The organism is Streptomyces sp. NPDC007872 (assembly GCF_042868165.1).
Lineage (GTDB): Bacteria > Actinomycetota > Actinomycetes > Streptomycetales > Streptomycetaceae > Streptomyces.
In genome coordinates this window covers 79,225-95,447 of sequence record NZ_JBIAEA010000010.1, presented here as the reverse complement: position 1 = coordinate 95,447, position 16,223 = coordinate 79,225, and the positions used below count along the sequence as shown (strand labels likewise).

11 protein-coding genes are annotated in these 16,223 nt (G+C 71.7%); 7 read left to right on the top strand and 4 right to left on the bottom strand.

From position 1 onward, the window contains the following. Window positions 1-178: 178 nt before the first annotated feature. The 7 genes from ACFYNX_RS29215 to ACFYNX_RS29185 all read left to right on the top strand — a co-directional run bounded on the left by ACFYNX_RS29215 (window position 179) and on the right by ACFYNX_RS29185 (window position 10,131). The gene (locus tag ACFYNX_RS29215; protein WP_365541713.1) at window positions 179-1,390 is read left to right on the top strand and encodes an ROK family transcriptional regulator; all 1,212 of its coding nucleotides are present in this window, start codon (window positions 179-181) and stop codon (window positions 1,388-1,390) included. 122 nt (window positions 1,391-1,512) lie between these two features. Next, window positions 1,513-2,577 carry a substrate-binding domain-containing protein gene (locus ACFYNX_RS29210; RefSeq protein ID WP_365541711.1) on the top strand — a complete coding sequence of 355 codons (1,065 nt, stop codon included), beginning with the start codon at window positions 1,513-1,515 and terminating at the stop codon, window positions 2,575-2,577. 305 nt (window positions 2,578-2,882) lie between these two features. Continuing rightward, window positions 2,883-3,671: an ATP-binding cassette domain-containing protein gene (locus ACFYNX_RS29205; protein ID WP_163013871.1), complete on the top strand. Its 789-nt coding sequence runs from the start codon at window positions 2,883-2,885 to the stop codon at window positions 3,669-3,671. Next, window positions 3,668-4,987, top strand: coding sequence for a sugar ABC transporter permease (locus ACFYNX_RS29200; RefSeq protein WP_383408914.1), 1,320 nt, complete (start codon window positions 3,668-3,670; stop codon window positions 4,985-4,987). Before ACFYNX_RS29205 ends, ACFYNX_RS29200 begins: the two co-directional genes overlap by 4 nt. A gap of 288 nt (window positions 4,988-5,275) precedes the next feature. Beyond that, complete coding sequence (gene dxs / locus ACFYNX_RS29195) at window positions 5,276-7,222, top strand: 1-deoxy-D-xylulose-5-phosphate synthase (protein ID WP_365541709.1); 1,947 nt, start codon at window positions 5,276-5,278, stop codon at window positions 7,220-7,222. Window positions 7,223-7,415: 193 nt separating this feature from the next. After that, window positions 7,416-8,930 (top strand): amino acid permease, encoded by a 1,515-nt coding sequence (locus ACFYNX_RS29190; RefSeq protein ID WP_388665614.1) that lies wholly within the window; start codon window positions 7,416-7,418, stop codon window positions 8,928-8,930. A gap of 109 nt (window positions 8,931-9,039) precedes the next feature. Then, the gene (locus ACFYNX_RS29185; RefSeq protein ID WP_388665612.1) at window positions 9,040-10,131 is read left to right on the top strand and encodes a hypothetical protein; all 1,092 of its coding nucleotides are present in this window, start codon (window positions 9,040-9,042) and stop codon (window positions 10,129-10,131) included. A gap of 84 nt (window positions 10,132-10,215) precedes the next feature. Here the strand turns inward: ACFYNX_RS29185 and ACFYNX_RS29180 are convergent, their stop codons facing one another. The 4 genes from ACFYNX_RS29180 to ACFYNX_RS29165 form a co-directional block, all read right to left on the bottom strand. Then, complete coding sequence (locus ACFYNX_RS29180) at window positions 10,216-12,345, bottom strand: 3-hydroxyacyl-CoA dehydrogenase NAD-binding domain-containing protein (protein ID WP_388665610.1); 2,130 nt, start codon at window positions 12,343-12,345, stop codon at window positions 10,216-10,218. Next, the gene (locus ACFYNX_RS29175; protein WP_125667869.1) at window positions 12,342-13,556 is read right to left on the bottom strand and encodes an acetyl-CoA C-acyltransferase; all 1,215 of its coding nucleotides are present in this window, start codon (window positions 13,554-13,556) and stop codon (window positions 12,342-12,344) included. Before ACFYNX_RS29175 ends, ACFYNX_RS29180 begins: the two co-directional genes overlap by 4 nt. Window positions 13,557-13,804: 248 nt before the next feature. Beyond that, on the bottom strand, window positions 13,805-15,088 hold the full coding sequence (locus ACFYNX_RS29170) for an HRDC domain-containing protein (RefSeq protein WP_388665607.1): 1,284 nt from the start codon (window positions 15,086-15,088) through the stop codon (window positions 13,805-13,807). 81 nt (window positions 15,089-15,169) lie between these two features. Next, window positions 15,170-15,835: a response regulator transcription factor gene (locus ACFYNX_RS29165; protein ID WP_015037008.1), complete on the bottom strand. Its 666-nt coding sequence runs from the start codon at window positions 15,833-15,835 to the stop codon at window positions 15,170-15,172. Window positions 15,836-16,223: the final 388 nt, after the last annotated feature.

Sequence of the window (16,223 nt, the reverse complement as noted above, 5' to 3'; positions counted from 1 at the left end):
TTCCGGCCGTCCGGGACCCGGGGAGGACGCCCGGGGCGCGGGGGAGGACGCCCGGGGAAACCCGGTGCGGACGCCGTGTGACCCTCACCTCCGTCACTCAAGGTCTTGACGGGGACCAAGGCGAAAGCGTCCCCTTAGAGTTCACATGTTGGAGAAAACGGTGGGAGTGAGTGAGTCGATGGAGACTCCGGGTTCGCAGACTTCTCTGCACAGGGCCAACCTCGAACGGGTCGTCCGGGCGGTGCGCATGGCCGGCTCGCTCACCCAGGCGGAGATCGCCCGGGCGACGGGCCTGTCCGCCGCCACGGTCTCCAACATCGTGCGGGAGCTGAAGGACGGCGGCACCGTCGAGGTCACGCCCACCTCCGCCGGCGGGCGCCGGGCCCGCAGCGTCTCGCTCTCCGGCGACGCCGGCATCGTGATCGGCGTCGACTTCGGCCACACCCACCTCCGGGTCGCCGTCGGCAACCTCGCCCACCAGGTGCTCGCCGAGGAGGCCGAGCCGCTCGACGTCGACGCCTCCGCCGCCGAGGGCTTCGACCGGGCGGAACACCTGGTCAAGCGGCTGATCCTGACCACCGGCATCGGCCCCGACAAGGTGATCGGCGTCGGCCTCGGCGTGCCGGGCCCCATCGACGTCTCCTCCGGGACCCTCGGCTCGACGTCGATCCTGCCGGGGTGGAGCGGCATCAACCCCGCCGAGGAGCTCTCGGGCCGCCTCGGGGTCCCCGTGCACGTCGACAACGACGCCAACCTCGGCGCGCTCGGCGAGCTGGTCTGGGGCGGCGGCCGGGGCGTCAAGGACCTGGCGTACATCAAGGTGGCCAGCGGCGTCGGCGCCGGGCTCGTCATCGACGGACGGGTCTACCGGGGCCCCGGCGGCACCGCGGGGGAGATCGGGCACATCACCCTGGACGAGTCGGGACCGGTCTGCCGCTGCGGCAACCGGGGCTGTCTGGAGACCTTCACGGCCGCCCGCTACGTCCTGCCGCTGCTCCGGCCGAGCCACGGGCCGGACCTGACCATGGAGCGGGTCGTCCAGTTGGCCCGGGAGGGCGACCCCGGCTGCCGCCGGGTGATCGCGGACGTCGGACGGCACATCGGCAGCGGCATCGCCAACCTGTGCAACCTCCTCAACCCCAGCCGGGTGGTGCTCGGCGGCGACCTCGCCGAGGCCGGGGAGCTGGTCCTGGCCCCCATCAGGGACTCCGTCTCGCGGTACGCGATCCCCAGTGCCGCCCGGCAGCTCTCGCTGGCCCAGGGGGCCCTCGGCGGGCGCGCCGAGGTGCTCGGCGCCCTCGCCCTCGTCCTGAGCGAAATGGGCGATTCGACCCTGTTGGAGAGTGCGCTGCCCGCCGCCGGACCGGCCTCTCGGCTTGCCTTCACTTAGATAACGAACACCACCGTTGTCATCTCGTTAAGAATTTACTTCTTGACGGCAACGTTGCGGCCGAGTTGACTTCGTGCCACCTCGGCCGCAACGTCGCGGCCTCGTCAGGGAGGCAACCCCAAATGAACGCAGTGACGCGTCGTGCCGTCATAGCCACGGCCGCGGTGTCGATGGCCCTCTCGCTCGCCGCCTGTGGCCAGGCCGGCGGCGACGACAGCGGCGACAAGGGCAGCTCGACCAAGATCGGCCTGCTCCTTCCCGAGAACAAGACCTCGCGCTACGAGGCCCTGGACAAGCCCCAGTTCGAGAAGGCCGTCAAGGCCGCGTGCGGCGACTGCGAGGTCGTCTACAACAACGCCGTCTCCGACGTCGTCAAGCAGAAGCAGCAGTTCGACCAGTTCATCGCCGACGGCATCAAGGTCATCGCCCTCGACCCGGTGGACGCCACCAAGGCCGAGAGCTGGGTCAAGGACGCCAAGGCCAAGGGCGTCAAGGTCGTCGCGTACGACCGCGCCGTCAAGGGCGCCGACGCCTACGTCAGCCACGACAACAACAAGGTCGGCGAGCTCCAGGGCCAGGCCCTCCTCGCCGCGCTCGGCGGCAAGGCCGCCACCGCCAACGTCGTGATGATCAACGGCGACGAGAAGGACCCGAACGCCGCCCTGTTCAAGAAGGGCGCGCACACCGCCCTCGACGGCAAGGTCGGCAAGATCGCCTACGAGGCCTCCGGCGAGTGGGACCCGAAGATCGCCGGCGAGAAGATGTCCGCCGCGATCTCCTCGGTCGGCAAGGCCAAGATCGGCGCCGTCTACTCCGCCAACGACGGCATGGCGGGCGGCATCGTCACCTCCCTGGAGAACGCCGGCATCAAGGGCATCCCGGTCGGCGGCCAGGACGCCGAGGTCGCGGGCATCCAGCGCATCATCGCCGGCACGCAGACCTTCACGATCTACAAGTCGCCGCTCCAGCTCGCCCCCGAGGCCGCCAAGTTCGCGGTGAACCTGCTCCAGGGCAAGGACCTCGGCGCCCAGGGCGACACCGACGGCGTGCCGTCCACGCTCTTCCCGCCGGTCGTGGTCGACAAGACCAACATCCAGACCACGGTCGTCAAGGACGGCATCTACAAGGCCGCCGACCTCTGCACCGCGGACCTCGCCGCCAAGTGCACCGAGCTGGGCATCAAGTAACCCCCGCTCGTCCCCCCGCCGGGCCCTCGCGGGCCCGGCGTCACGGATCCCGGTCCGGCCGCGCACGGCACCCCGGCCGTCCCCCGACCGGGACGGCGTCCGCCGCGCCGCCGCCCGCGTACAGAGGGTGAAGAACCCCGTACGACGGCCGGCGGCGGGCCCGGATCCGTTCCCCCAGCCCGTCCGGTCCCCGGCCGACCCAGACCCCGCTGTCGGCCCGGGGGCCGGACGAAGCCCACCCCCCAGAACTTTGTTGGCGCTGCACCGGCGGCGCGACGTGCCGCCGTCCGCGGGCGGCGAAGGAGTTGGTTCACGTGTCCCAGACGCCCGTGCTGGCGTTGCGCGGGATCTTCAAGCGATTCGGAGCGGTCCAGGTCCTCTCCGGTGTCGATCTCGAAGTCCACGCAGGTGAGGTCGTCGCGCTCGTCGGCGACAACGGAGCGGGAAAGTCCACGCTGGTCAAGACGATCGCCGGTGTGCACCCCATCGACGAGGGCGTCATCGAGTGGGAGGGCGAGCGGGTCGAGATCTCCCGGCCGCACGACTCCCAGAACCTCGGCGTCGCGACCGTCTACCAGGACCTCGCGCTCTGCGACAACCTCGACGTCGTCGCCAACCTGTTCCTCGGCCGTGAGATCAAGAAGGGCGGCGTCCTCGACGAGGTCGCCATGGAGAAGCGCGCGAAGGACCTGCTCTCCACCCTCTCCATCCGCATCCCCAGCGTCCGCATCCCCGTCGCCGCCCTCTCCGGCGGCCAGCGGCAGGTCGTGGCCATCGCCCGCGCCCTGGTCGGCGACCCGAAGATCGTGATCCTCGACGAGCCGACCGCCGCCCTCGGCGTCGAGCAGACCGCGCAGGTCCTCGACCTGGTCGAGCGGCTGCGCGAGCAGGGCCTCGGCGTCATCCTCATCAGCCACAACATGGCCGACGTGAAGGCCGTCGCGGACACCGTGGCCGTCCTCCGCCTGGGCCGCAACAACGGCACCTTCCCGGTCGCCACCACCACGCACGAAGAGATCATCGCCGCGATCACCGGTGCCACGGACAACGCCGTGACCCGCCGCCAGGCCCGCAACGCGGAGGTAGCGAAGTGAGCACGACCCCTCCCACCGCGAACGACCCGGCCGCGGTGCCCGAGCCCCGCACCCCCGACGCCGACGCGCCGGCCACCGAGACCCCGGCCGCCGCGGCGATCCCCGCCGTCGACCCCCGCCTCCTCGTCCGCGAGCAGGGCTTCAAGGGCTACGTCGACGAGTTCAAGCGCAAGATCCGCTCCGGCGAGATCGGCTCGCTGCCCGTCGTCGTCGGCCTCATCGTCATCGGCATCGTCTTCCAGGCCCTCACCGGCAACTTCATCACCTCGTACAACCTCGACCAGATCACGCTGTACGCGGTCGGCCCCGGCATCATGGCCGTCGGCATCGTCTTCGTGCTGCTGCTCGGCGAGATCGACCTCGCCGTCGGCTCCGTGGCCGGTCTCGCCGGCTCCGTCTGGGGCGTCCTCGGCACCGACATGCCCGACGGCCTCGCCATCCTCCTCGGCATCCTGTCCGGCACCCTGATCGGCGCCTTCCACGGCATCGTGTTCGCCAAGATCGGCGTGCCCGCCTTCGTCGTCACCCTCGCCGGCTTCCTCGGCTGGGCCGGCCTGCAGACCTGGGTGATGGGCGAGCGCTCCACCATCTCCACCCCGATCGGCAGCTTCGTCAACGACCTCACGAAGTACTACTTCTCCGACGTCGCCGCCGCCTACGGCCTCGCCGCCGTCGTGATCGCCGCCTTCTACCTGGCCCAGTTCCGCGACGCGCACCGCCGCAAGGCCGCCGACCTGCCGCACCGCCCGCAGAGCGAGATCATCCTGCGCACCGCCGTCCTCGCGGTCCTGGTCCTCGTCGCCGCGTACGGCTTCAACCAGGAGCAGGGCCTGCCGCTCTCCCTGGTGATCTTCCTGGTGATCCTGCTCGTCACCGACTTCGTCCTGCGCCGCACCACCTACGGCCGCCAGGTCTTCGCGGTCGGCGGCGGCATCGAGGCCGCCCGCCGCGCCGGCATCAACGTCTCCTGGATCCGGGTCTCGGTCTTCATGATCTCCGGCACCATGGGCGCGATCGGCGGCCTGTTCCTCGCCTCCGCGACCGGCGGCGCCGACCGCTCCCTCGGCGGCGGCAACCAGCTCATGATGTGCATCGCCGCGGCCGTCATCGGCGGCACGTCCCTGTTCGGCGGACGCGGCAAGGTCTGGTCGGCGCTCCTGGGCATCCTGGTCATCCAGTCGATCGTCCAGGGCCTCAACCAGATGAACCTGTCCTCGAACGCGATCCAGTACATGATCACCGGCGCGGTCCTGCTCATCGCCGTGATCATCGACTCCGTCTCCCGCAAGACCCAGAAGACGGCCGGACGCGCCTAGCGCCGGAAGACGACGGGCGCGCCCAGCGCCGGAAACGGCGGGGCGCGCCCGGAAGGCCGCGCCACGCGCGCGCGTAACGCTCGCCACACCTGCCCGGCGCCGTGAAACCGGCGCCGGGCACCGGTGCGTCCGGACCAGTGCACACGCCCGCGCGGAGCCGTACGGATCATCGGCCCGTAGACCGTCGGAGTGACGCCTCACCCCCCGGCCCGCTGCCCACGATCCAAGACGGAACATTAGACTCGACAAATCGGCAAGCTCGACCAGCTCAAACGCAAGGAGGAACGGGTGGCTCTGCTGACCCGTATCAGGGGACCGCGAGACCTGGACCGGCTCTCCCCGGAACAGCTGGACCAGTTGGCCGACGAGATCCGGACGTTCCTCGTGGACGCCGTCTCCAAGACCGGCGGGCACCTCGGACCCAACCTGGGCGTGGTCGAGCTGACCATCGCCCTGCACCGCGTCTTCGACTCCCCGAAGGACAGGGTCCTCTGGGACACCGGCCACCAGAGCTACGTCCACAAGCTCCTCACCGGCCGCCAGGACTTCTCCCGCCTCAAGATGAAGGGCGGCCTCTCCGGCTACCCCTCGCAGGCCGAGTCCGAGCACGACGTCATCGAGAACTCGCACGCCTCCACGGTCCTCGGCTGGGCGGACGGCCTGGCCAAGGCGAACGAGGTCCTGAAGAAGGACGACCACGTCGTGGCCGTCATCGGCGACGGCGCCCTCACCGGCGGCATGGCCTGGGAGGCGCTGAACAACATCGCCGCCGCCAAGGACCGCCCGCTCGTCATCGTCGTCAACGACAACGAGCGCTCCTACGCGCCCACCATCGGCGGCCTCGCCACCCACCTGGCGACCCTGCGCACCACCGACGGCTACGAGCGCTTCCTCGCCCGCGGCAAGGACATCCTGGAGCGCACCCCGGTCGTCGGGAAGCCCCTCTACGAGACCCTGCACGGCGCCAAGAAGGGCCTCAAGGACTTCATCGCCCCCCAGGGCATGTTCGAGGACCTCGGCCTCAAGTACGTCGGCCCCATCGACGGCCACGACATCGAGGCCCTGGAGTCCGCCCTGACGCGCGCCAAGCGCTTCGGCGGTCCCGTCATCGTCCACTGCCTCACCGAGAAGGGCCGCGGCTACCAGCCCGCCCTCCAGGACGAGGCCGACCGCTTCCACGCCGTCGGGAAGATCCACCCCGACACCGGCCTCCCGATCGCCACCTCCGGCGCCGACTGGACCGGTGTCTTCGCCGACGAGATGGTCGCCCTCGGCGAGGAGCGCGCGGACGTCGTCGCGATCACCGCGGCCATGCTCCAGCCCGTCGGCCTCGACAAGTTCGCCAAGGCCTTCCCCGAACGGGTCTTCGACGTCGGCATCGCCGAGCAGCACGGCGCGGTCTCCGCGGCCGGCCTCGCCACCGGCGGCCTCCACCCGGTCTTCGCGGTCTACGCCACCTTCCTCAACCGCGCCTTCGACCAGGTCCTGATGGACGTGGCCCTGCACAAGTGCGGCGTCACCTTCGTCCTCGACCGGGCCGGCGTCACCGGCACCGACGGCGCCTCCCACAACGGCATGTGGGACATGTCGATCCTCCAGGTCGTGCCCGGCCTGCGGCTCGCCGCCCCGCGCGACGCCGACCAGGTCCGCGCCCAGCTCCGCGAGGCCGTCGAGGTCACCGACGCCCCCACCGTGGTCCGCTTCTCCAAGGGCGCGGTCGGCCCCGCCGTCCCCGCCCTGCGCCGCGTCGGCGGCATGGACGTGCTCCGCGAGCCCGGTACGGACAGGCCCGACGTCCTCCTGGTCTCGGTCGGCGCCCTGGCGCCGATGTGCCTGGAGATCGCCGACCTCCTGGACCGGCAGGGCATCTCCACCACCGTGGTCGACCCCCGCTGGGTCAAGCCCGTCGACGAGGCCCTCGCCCCGCTCGCCGCGCGCCACCGGGTCGTCGTCACCGTCGAGGACAACAGCCGCGTCGGCGGCGTCGGCTCGGCCGTCGCCCAGGCGCTCCGCGACGCCGGCGTGGACGTGCCGCTGCGCGACTTCGGCATCCCGCCGCGCTTCCTCGACCACGCCTCCCGCGCCGAGGTCCTGGCCGAGATCGGCCTGACCGCCCCGGACGTCGCCCGGCAGGTCACCGGCCTGGTCTCGCGCCTCGACGGCAGGTACGAGGACAGCGCCGGGGAGAGCGCGCGGAAGAACGGCGCCAAGACCGCGGAGCCCGCCCGCGACTGACCCCGCACCACCCCCGTACCACCTCCGCACCACCCTTTGGGCCGGTCGGCTCACCCTCCCGGGTGCCGACCGGCCCGTTCGCGTGCATTCTGGCTCTGTCCGGGCATCTGACCCTGTCCGGGCAGTCGTCACCACGGCCTCCGACCCGCGGGGGCACCGAGACCGGCGTCGGGCGGAGCGCGGAGGTACCACGGTGAGTACGGACCAGCAGCCACGGGCGAACTCCGGTGTGTTCCGGACCAAGACGGTCGAGCAGTCGATCAGGGACACGGAGGAGCCGGAGCACGCCCTCCGGAAGTCCCTGTCCGCCTGGGACCTGACGGTCTTCGGCGTCGGCGTCATCATCGGCACCGGCATCTTCGTCCTCACCGGCAAGGTCGCCAAGGAGAACGCCGGCCCGGCGACGGCCCTCGCCTTCGTCGCCGCCGGCATCGTCTGCGCCCTGGCCGCCCTGTGCTACGCCGAGTTCGCCTCGACGGTGCCGGTGGCCGGATCGGCGTACACCTTCGCGTACGCCTCCATCGGCGAACTGCCCGCCTGGATCATCGGCTGGGACCTCGTCCTGGAGTTCGCCCTCGGGACGGCGGTGGTGGCCGTCGGCTGGTCCGGCTACGTCCGCTCGCTCATGGACAACATCGGCTGGCACCTGCCGGTCTCCCTCGAAGGCCCGGACGTGCCGGGCGGCACCTTCGACATCCTGGCGTTCCTCCTCGTCCTGGCCATCACCGTCGTCCTCGTCCTGGGCATGAAGCTCTCCGCCCGGATCACCGCGCTCGTCGTGGCGATCAAGGTGACCGTGGTGATGATCGTGATCGTCGCCGGACTGTTCTTCATCGTCGGCGACAACTACAAGCCCTTCATCCCGCCGGCCGTCACCCCGGAGGGCGGCGGCTCCAACTGGGACTCCCCGCTGGTCCAGCTCCTCTTCGGGTACGAGCCGACGAACTTCGGCGTCATGGGCATCTTCACCGCCGCCTCCGTCGTCTTCTTCGCCTTCATCGGCTTCGACGTGGTGGCCACCGCCGCCGAGGAGACCAAGCTGCCGCAGCGGGACATGCCCCGGGGCATCCTCGGCTCCCTCCTCATCTGCACCGTGCTCTACGTGGCCGTCTCGCTCGTCGTCACCGGCATGCAGAACTACAAGGAGCTGTCCGTCAGCGCCCCGCTCGCCGACGCCTTCAAAGCCGCCGGCCACCCCTTCTACGCGGGCGTGATCAGCTTCGGCGCCGCCGTCGGCCTCACCACGGTCTGTCTGATCCTGCTCCTCGGCCAGACCCGCGTCTTCTTCGCGATGAGCCGCGACGGCCTGCTGCCGCGCTTCTTCTCCGTCACCCACCCCCGGTTCCGGACCCCGTACCGGCCGACCATCCTGCTCGGCGTGATCATCGCGATCGTCGCCGGCTTCACCAGCATCAACGAGCTGGCGACCCTGGTGAACATCGGCACCCTCTTCGCCTTCGTGATGGTCGCGGCCGGCGTCATCGTGCTCCGCCGCACCCGCCCCGACCTGCCGCGCGCCTTCCGCACCCCCTGGGTGCCCGCGCTGCCGATCCTCTCCATCGCGGCCTCGTTCTGGCTGATGCTCAACCTGCCGGGCGAGACCTGGTTCCGGTTCGTGGTCTGGATGGCGATCGGCATCGTCGTGTACTTCCTGTACGGGCGGAGTCACAGCCGGCTGGGGCAGGAGGGCCGGGAAACCCGGTACTGAGGGGCCGCCGGGAGCGGGGCGGCGGGCGGCGGGAAGCGTGTTCGAAGGAGCCGCTACAGTCGGCTCGTATCCGACCCGCACCCCCGATGACCGGAGCGCTGCACCCCTCATGGCGAATCGATCCGAGGCCTCCGCCGCCCCCTCTCCAGGCTCCTCCACCGCCCCCCGCCTGCGGGGTTCCTGGCTGGCCCGGGGGAAGGAGGGCAGATTCAGCGTCTACCTGCCCCGGGACGGCGAAGTGGTGCGCTGGACCGAGGGCGCCGACGGCGGCTGGAGCGGGCCCGTGCCGCTCGGCGGCGGTGGCGCGCTGCTGCCCAGCCTCTCGGTGGGCCAGGGCGCCGACGGGTACGTCCACCTCGTCGGCATCCGGCCCGTGGCGGGCGGCGGGCCGGACCACGTCGAGCTGGTGCACACCATCCAGTACCAGACCGGCCGCCCGGCCCTGGAGTGGCGCTCGGTCACCCACCCCAACGGCGCCTCCTACCGGTGGACCGGGACCCCCTCCGTGGCCGTGGACGGCATCGGGCGCGCGTACGTCTTCTGCCGGAACGGCGGCGGCGGCATCAGCGTGCGGGCCCAGAAGGACGCGGGCGGCTGGAATCCGTGGTGGGACCTGCACGGCTCGAGGACCGACCCCCTGCCGGTGGCCGTCACCAACGGCTCGGGCCTCGTCGAGCTCTACACCTCGCACGCCACGGGGCTCCTGCGCTACGTGCAGCGCGAGTCGGGGGCGAAGCCGATCCGCGAGGAGATCCTCCCCGCCCGGGTCACCGAGGGCACCCTGGCGGCCGTGAAGGGCCCCTCCGGGCACGTCACGGCCTTCTACGTGGACCAGGAGGGGAAGGTGTGCGCCTGGTCGCCCGAGCGGTCCCTGAAGCCCACGCCCCTCACCGACGCGGTCGGCACCGGCCCGCTGTCCGTCACCCGCTGCCTCGTCGACGGCTTCGACTGCACCGTCCTCGCCCAGCGGGCCGAGGACGGCCGGCTCGCCCTCGCCGCCCACCCGAGCGAGCAGGAGGAGTCGGGCGCCCGCTGGTCGGAGACGGGGGAGCGGCACGCCGAGCCGACCGCCACCCTCACCCGGGACCTCGACGGGCGCCTGGTCGCGGCGGTCCTGTCCGGCGGCTCCTCGCTGCTCCTCACCCGCCAGCGGCCCGCCGCGGACGGCTTCGTGCTGGAGAACTGGCGCCCGGTGCGCTGACGTCGCCCGGCGGGCGCGTACGGGAACGGGAACGGCCCCGGCACCTTGGGAAAGGTGCCGGGGCCGTTCGTACGAACCCTGGGGTTACGCCGGGACGCTCGCCACGCCCCGCTCCAGGAAACGCTTGCCGTTGACGCGCTCGGAGACGCCCTCGCGGTCCAGGTACGGCGTGATGCCGCCCAGGTGGAAGGGCCAGCCCGCGCCCGTGATCAGGCAGAGGTCGATGTCCTGCGCCTCGGCGACGACACCCTCCTCCAGCATCAGGCCGATCTCCTGCGCCACCGCGTCCAGGACGCGGTCGCGGACCTGCTCCTCGGTCAGGACGGTGTCGCCCTGCTTCAGGAGGGCGGCGACCTCGGGGTCGAGCTCCGGCTTCCCGGAGTCGTACACGTAGAAGCCGCGCTTGCCGGCCTCGACGACCGCCTTCAGGTTGGGGGAGACGGTGAAGCGCTCCGGGAAGGAGCGGTTCAGGGTCTCGGAGACGTGCAGGCCGATCGCCGGGCCGACCAGCTCCAGGAGGACCAGCGGCGACATCGGCAGGCCGAGCGGCTCGATGGCCTTCTCCGCGGTCTCGACGGGGGTGCCCTCGTCGATGACGTTCTGGATCTCGCCCATGAAGCGGGTCAGGATGCGGTTCACGACGAACGCCGGGGCGTCCTTGGTGAGGACCGCGGTCTTCTTCAGCTTCTTCGCCACGCCGAAGGCGGTGGCGAGGGAGGCGTCGTCCGTCTGCTCGCCGCGCACGATCTCCAGGAGCGGGAGGATCGCGACCGGGTTGAAGAAGTGGAAGCCGACCACGCGCTCGGGGTGCCGGAGCTTGGAGGCCATCTCCGAGACGGACAGCGAGGAGGTGTTGGTGGCGAGGATCGCGTGCGCCGGGGCGACCGCCTCGACCTCCGCGAACACCTTCTGCTTGACGGACATCTCCTCGAACACGGCCTCGATGACGAAGTCCGCGTCCGCGAAGCCCTCGGCCTTGTCCAGGACGCCGGAGACCAGGCCCTTGAGGCGGTTGGCCTTGTCCTGGTTGATGCGGCCCTTGCCGAGCAGCTTCTCGATCTCGGCGTGGACGTAGCCGACGCCCTTGTCGACGCGCTCCTGGTCGATGTCGGTCAGGACGACCGGCACCTCCAGGCGGCGCAGGAAGAGCAGGGCGAGCTGGGAGGCCATCAGACCGGCGCCGACGACGCCGACCTTGGTGACCGGGCGGGCCAGCGACTTGTCCGGGGCGCCGGCGGGGCGCTTGCCGCGCTTCTGCACCAGGTTGAAGGCGTAGATGCCGGAGCGGAGCTCGCCGCCCATGATCAGGTCCGCGAGGGCCTGGTCCTCGGCGTCGAAGCCCTTCTGGAGGTCCCCGTCCTTGGCGGCCTCGATGATGTCGAGGGCGCGGTAGGCGGCCGGGGCGGCGCCGTGCACCTTGGAGTCGGCGACGAAGCGGCCCTTGGCGACGGCCTGGTCCCAGGCCTCGCCGCGGTCGACCTCGGGGCGCTCGACGGTCGTGGTGCCGTTCAGGACGGAGGCCGTCCAGATCAGCGACTGCTCCAGGAAGTCCGCGCCCTCGAAGAGCGCGTCGGCGATGCCGAGCTCGAAGACCTGCTTGCCCTTGAGCTGACGGTTCTGGTTCAGCGAGTTCTCGATGATGACCGAGACGGCCTTCTCGGCGCCGATCAGGTTCGGCAGGAGGGCGCAGCCGCCCCAGCCGGGCACCAGGCCGAGGAAGACCTCGGGCAGCGAGAAGGCCGGCAGGGCCTTCGAGACGGTGCGGTAGGTGCAGTGCAGACCCACCTCGACGCCGCCGCCCATGGCCGCGCCGTTGTAGTACGCGAAGGTCGGCACGGCGAGGGAGGACAGACGCTTGAAGACGTCGTGGCCGCCCTTGCCGATGGCGAGGGCCTCGTCGTGCTTCTTCAGCAGTTCGACGCCCTTGAGGTCGGCGCCGACGGCGAAGATGAACGGCTTGCCGGTGATGCCGACGCCGACGATCTCGCCGTTCGCGGCCTCCGCCTCGACCTGGTCGATCGCCGTGTTCAGGTTGGCGAGCGACTGCGGCCCGAAGGTGGTCGGCTTGGTGTGGTCGAAGCCGTTGTCCAGCGTGATCAGCGCGAACCGGCCCGCACCCGCGGGCAGTTCGAAGTGCCGTACGTGGGCGCTGGTGACGACCTCGTCCGGGAAGAGCTCGGCGGCGCCCTTCAGAAGCTCGGCGGTGGTGCTCACTTGCCCTCCCAGTGGGGGTTCTCCCAGATGACCGTCGCGCCCATGCCGAAGCCGACGCACATGGTGTTGAGGCCGTAACGGACCTGCGGGTTCTCCTCGAACTGGCGGGCCAGTTGCGTCATCAGGCGGACGCCGGAGGAGGCCAGCGGGTGACCGTAGGCGATGGCGCCGCCGTACTGGTTGACGCGGGCGTCGTCGTCGGCGATGCCGTAGTGCTCCAGGAAGGCGAGGACCTGGACCGCGAAGGCCTCGTTGATCTCGAAGAGGCCGATGTCCTCGATGGACAGGCCGGCCTGGGCCAGGGCCTTCTCGGTGGCCGGGATCGGGCCGTAGCCCATGACCTCGGGCTCGACGCCGGCGAAGGAGTAGGAGACCAGGCGCATCTTGACCGGGAGGCCGTTCTCCCGCGCGAAGTCCTCGGAGGCGATGATCGAGGCGGTGGCGCCGTCGTTCAGGCCGGCCGCGTTGCCCGCGGTCACGTTGCCGTGGACGCGGAAGGGCGTCTTCAGGTTGGCCAGCGACTCCAGGGTGGTGCCCGGGCGCATCGGCTCGTCGGCGGTGACCAGGCCCCAGCCCGTCTCGCCGCCCTCGGGGGAGGTGCGGCGGACCGAGATCGGCACCAGGTCCTGCTGGATCTTGCCGTCGGCGTACGCCTTGGCGGCCTTCTCCTGCGAGCGCACGGCGTACTCGTCGGCGCGCCGCTTGGTGATGCTCGGGTAGCGGTCGTGCAGGTTCTCGGCGGTCATGCCCATGAAGAGGGCGGACTCGTCGACGAGCTTCTCCGACACGAAGCGCGGGTTCGGGTCGACGCCCTCGCCCATGGGGTGGCGGCCCATGTGCTCGACGCCACCGGCGATGACGGCGTCGTACGCGCCGAAGGCGATCGAACCGGCGGTCGTGGTGACGGCGGTCAGCGCGCCGGCGCACATGCGGTCGATGGAGTAGCCCGGCACCGACTGCGGCAGCCCGGCGAGGATGCCCGCCGTGCGGCCGAGGGTCAGACCCTGGTCGCCGATCTGCGTGGTCGCGGCGATGGCGACCTCGTCGATCTTCGCGGGGTCGAGGCCGGGGTTGCGGCGCAGCAGCTCCCGGATGGCCTTGACGACGAGGTCGTCGGCGCGGGTCTCGTGGTAGATGCCCTTCGGGCCCGCCTTGCCGAACGGGGTGCGGACGCCGTCGACGAAGACGACGTCCCTGACGGTACGAGGCACGATGGCTCTCCTCCAGGGTGCGGAACGGCCTGCTGCGGCGCACGCCTAAGCGCGCGCTTGCTCCCCCATGCTACTTGCGGGTAACCATGCTGCCCACCCCCTGGGGGGCAAGCGGCGAAGGTCACACCGGGAACTCTGCCGGAGACGGCCGAAAACGGTGGAACCCCCGTCACCCTTCCGGGTGCGGGGGTTCCACGGGTGGGGTTCCGGTTGCGGAAGTCCCGGTGACGGGAGCTCCGCCCGCGGCGTCACGCCGTCGCCGTCAGCGCCTTCACCAGGAGCGGGGTCGCCAGCTCCACCTGCCAGGGGCGCGCGCCGTGGCCCGTCAGGGCGGCGGCGACGTGGTCGGCGTCGGCCGGGGACGGGGGCTCCCAGCAGACCCGGCGCACGGTGTCCGGGGTGATCAGGTTCTCCTGCGGCAGGTTCAGCTCCTCCGCGAGCGCCGAGACCGCCGCGCGCGCCGCCGAGAGGCGGGCCGCCGCGACCGGGTCCTTGTCGGCCCAGGCGCGCGGCGGGGGCGGCCCCGCCGGCTGCTGGCCCGGCTGGGGCAGCTCGCTCTCCGGCAGCGCCCTGGCCCGGTCCACCGCCGCCTGCCACTGCTCCAGTTGGCGCCGGCCCATCCGGTGGCCGAAACCGGACAGCGCGGTCAGCGCGGCCAGGTTCACCGGCACCGCCAGCGCCGCCTCCACGATCGCCGCGTCGCTCAGCACCTTGCCGGGGGAGACGTCGCGCCGCTGGGCCACCCGGTCGCGGGCCGTCCACAGCTCCCGTACGACCGCCATCTGGCGGCGGCGGCGCACCTTGTGCATCCCGGAGGTCCGCCGCCACGGGTCCTTGCGCGGCGGGGCGGGCGGGGCGGCGGCGATCGCGTCGAACTCCTGGCGCGCCCACTCCAGCTTGCCCTGCCGGTCGAGCTCCTCCTCCAGGGCGTCGCGCAGGTCGACGAGGAGCTCGACGTCGAGCGCCGCGTACCGCAGCCAGGGCTCGGGCAGCGGCCGGGTCGACCAGTCCACGGCGGAGTGGCCCTTCTCCAGGGCGTAGCCGAGGACGGACTCGACCATCGCGCCGAGGCCGACGCGCGGGAAGCCCGCGAGCCGGCCGGCCAGCTCGGTGTCGAAGAGCGAGGTCGGCCGCATGCCTATGTCACGCAGACAGGGCAGGTCCTGGGTGGCGGCGTGCAGGATCCATTCGGCTCCGGACAGCGCCTCGCCGAGCCCCGAGAGGTCGGGGCAGCCCACGGGGTCGATCAGGGCGGTGCCCGCGCCCGCGCGGCGGAGCTGGACGAGGTAGGCGCGCTGGCCGTAGCGGTAGCCGGAGGCGCGCTCGGCGTCCACGGCCACGGGGCCGGTCCCGGCGGCGAAGGCGGCGATCACCTCGGCCAGGGCGTCGTCGGTCTCGACGACGGGCGGCACCCCCTCGCGGGGCGCCAGCAACGGGGTCGGAAGCCCATTCGCAGGGACGTCGTCGTCCGGGGGGCCGCCCCCGGTGGTGCGCAGTGCTGTGTCTGCTGCGGTCTCTTGGGCGTCGGTCACCCGTCAAGGGTATCGGTGAACGGCGGGCACCTGTCGACGGAACGTTCCGTCGACAGGTGCCCGCCGGTTGTCCACCGCGGGTCAGTGGATGATCCCCGTCCGCAGGGCCACCGCGACCATTCCGGCGCGGTCGCCGGTGCCCAGCTTGCGGGCGATGCGGGCGAGGTGGCTCTTCACGGTCAGGGCGGACAGGCCCATGGACACGCCGATCGCCTTGTTCGACTGGCCCTCCGCGACGAGCCGCAGCACCTCGACCTCACGGCCGGAGAGCTCGCGGTAGCCGCCCGGGTGGCTCGGGGCACCCGGGGGGCGGCGGTGGCCCAGACGGGCCGCCGCGGCGCCGATGGGGGCGGCGCCGGGACGGGTGGGGTGACCGATGTTGGTCCGGGTGCCGGTGACGACGTAGCCCTTCACGCCGCCCGCGAGGGCGTTGCGCACGGCGCCGATGTCGTCGGCGGCCGAGAGGGCGAGGCCGTTGGGCCAGCCCGCGGCGCGGGTCTCGGACAGCAGGGTCAGGCCGCTGCCGTCGGGCAGGTGGACGTCGGCAACGCAGATGTCGCGCGGGTTGCCGACGCGGGGGCGGGCCTCCGCGATGGACGACGCCTCGATCACGTCACGTACTCCGAGGGCCCACAGGTGGCGGGTCACGGTGGAACGGACGCGCGGGTCGGCCACGACGACCATGGCCGTCGGCTTGTTCGGGCGGTAGGCGACCAGGCTTGCGGGCTGCTCGAGGAGAACGGACACCAGGCCTCCTGGGGGGGAAGGTGGGGGACGGAGCCGGCTCGGGGAAGAAGCCGGGGGCGAACCCGTGCTGTGAAGGGGTCACTGACTCCTTCGGCAGCAGGGGCGCCCGCCTTTAGGGAAAGATCACGATTTGGTGAGTAACAATTAGGGCAATTCGGACGGCTGCTCGATCATCCTACGAGTGGAGCCCACTCCTTCACCCTCCAGGGGGAGTCCCGGAGCGCTTTCCGAACGCCTTGTGCGACATGCCGGAGCGCCTCCCGGGGCCGACGCGGACACGTCCGGGTTCGACGCGGACGGGCTTCGGACCTGCCTTCCCGGGGCCGACGCGGTACGTCCGGACCGGCCCTCCCGGGGCCGACGCGGTACGTCCGTCTCCGCCTTCCGG

Bases quoted from the DNA above. Each gene is read 5' to 3' on its own strand.
- ACFYNX_RS29210 (WP_365541711.1), top strand. From the start codon at position 1,513: ATGAACGCAGTGACGCGTCGTGCCGTCATAGCCACGGCCGCGGTGTCG.
- ACFYNX_RS29185 (WP_388665612.1), top strand. From the start codon at position 9,040: ATGGCGAATCGATCCGAGGCCTCCGCCGCCCCCTCTCCAGGCTCCTCC.
- ACFYNX_RS29215 (WP_365541713.1), top strand. From the start codon at position 179: ATGGAGACTCCGGGTTCGCAGACTTCTCTGCACAGGGCCAACCTCGAA.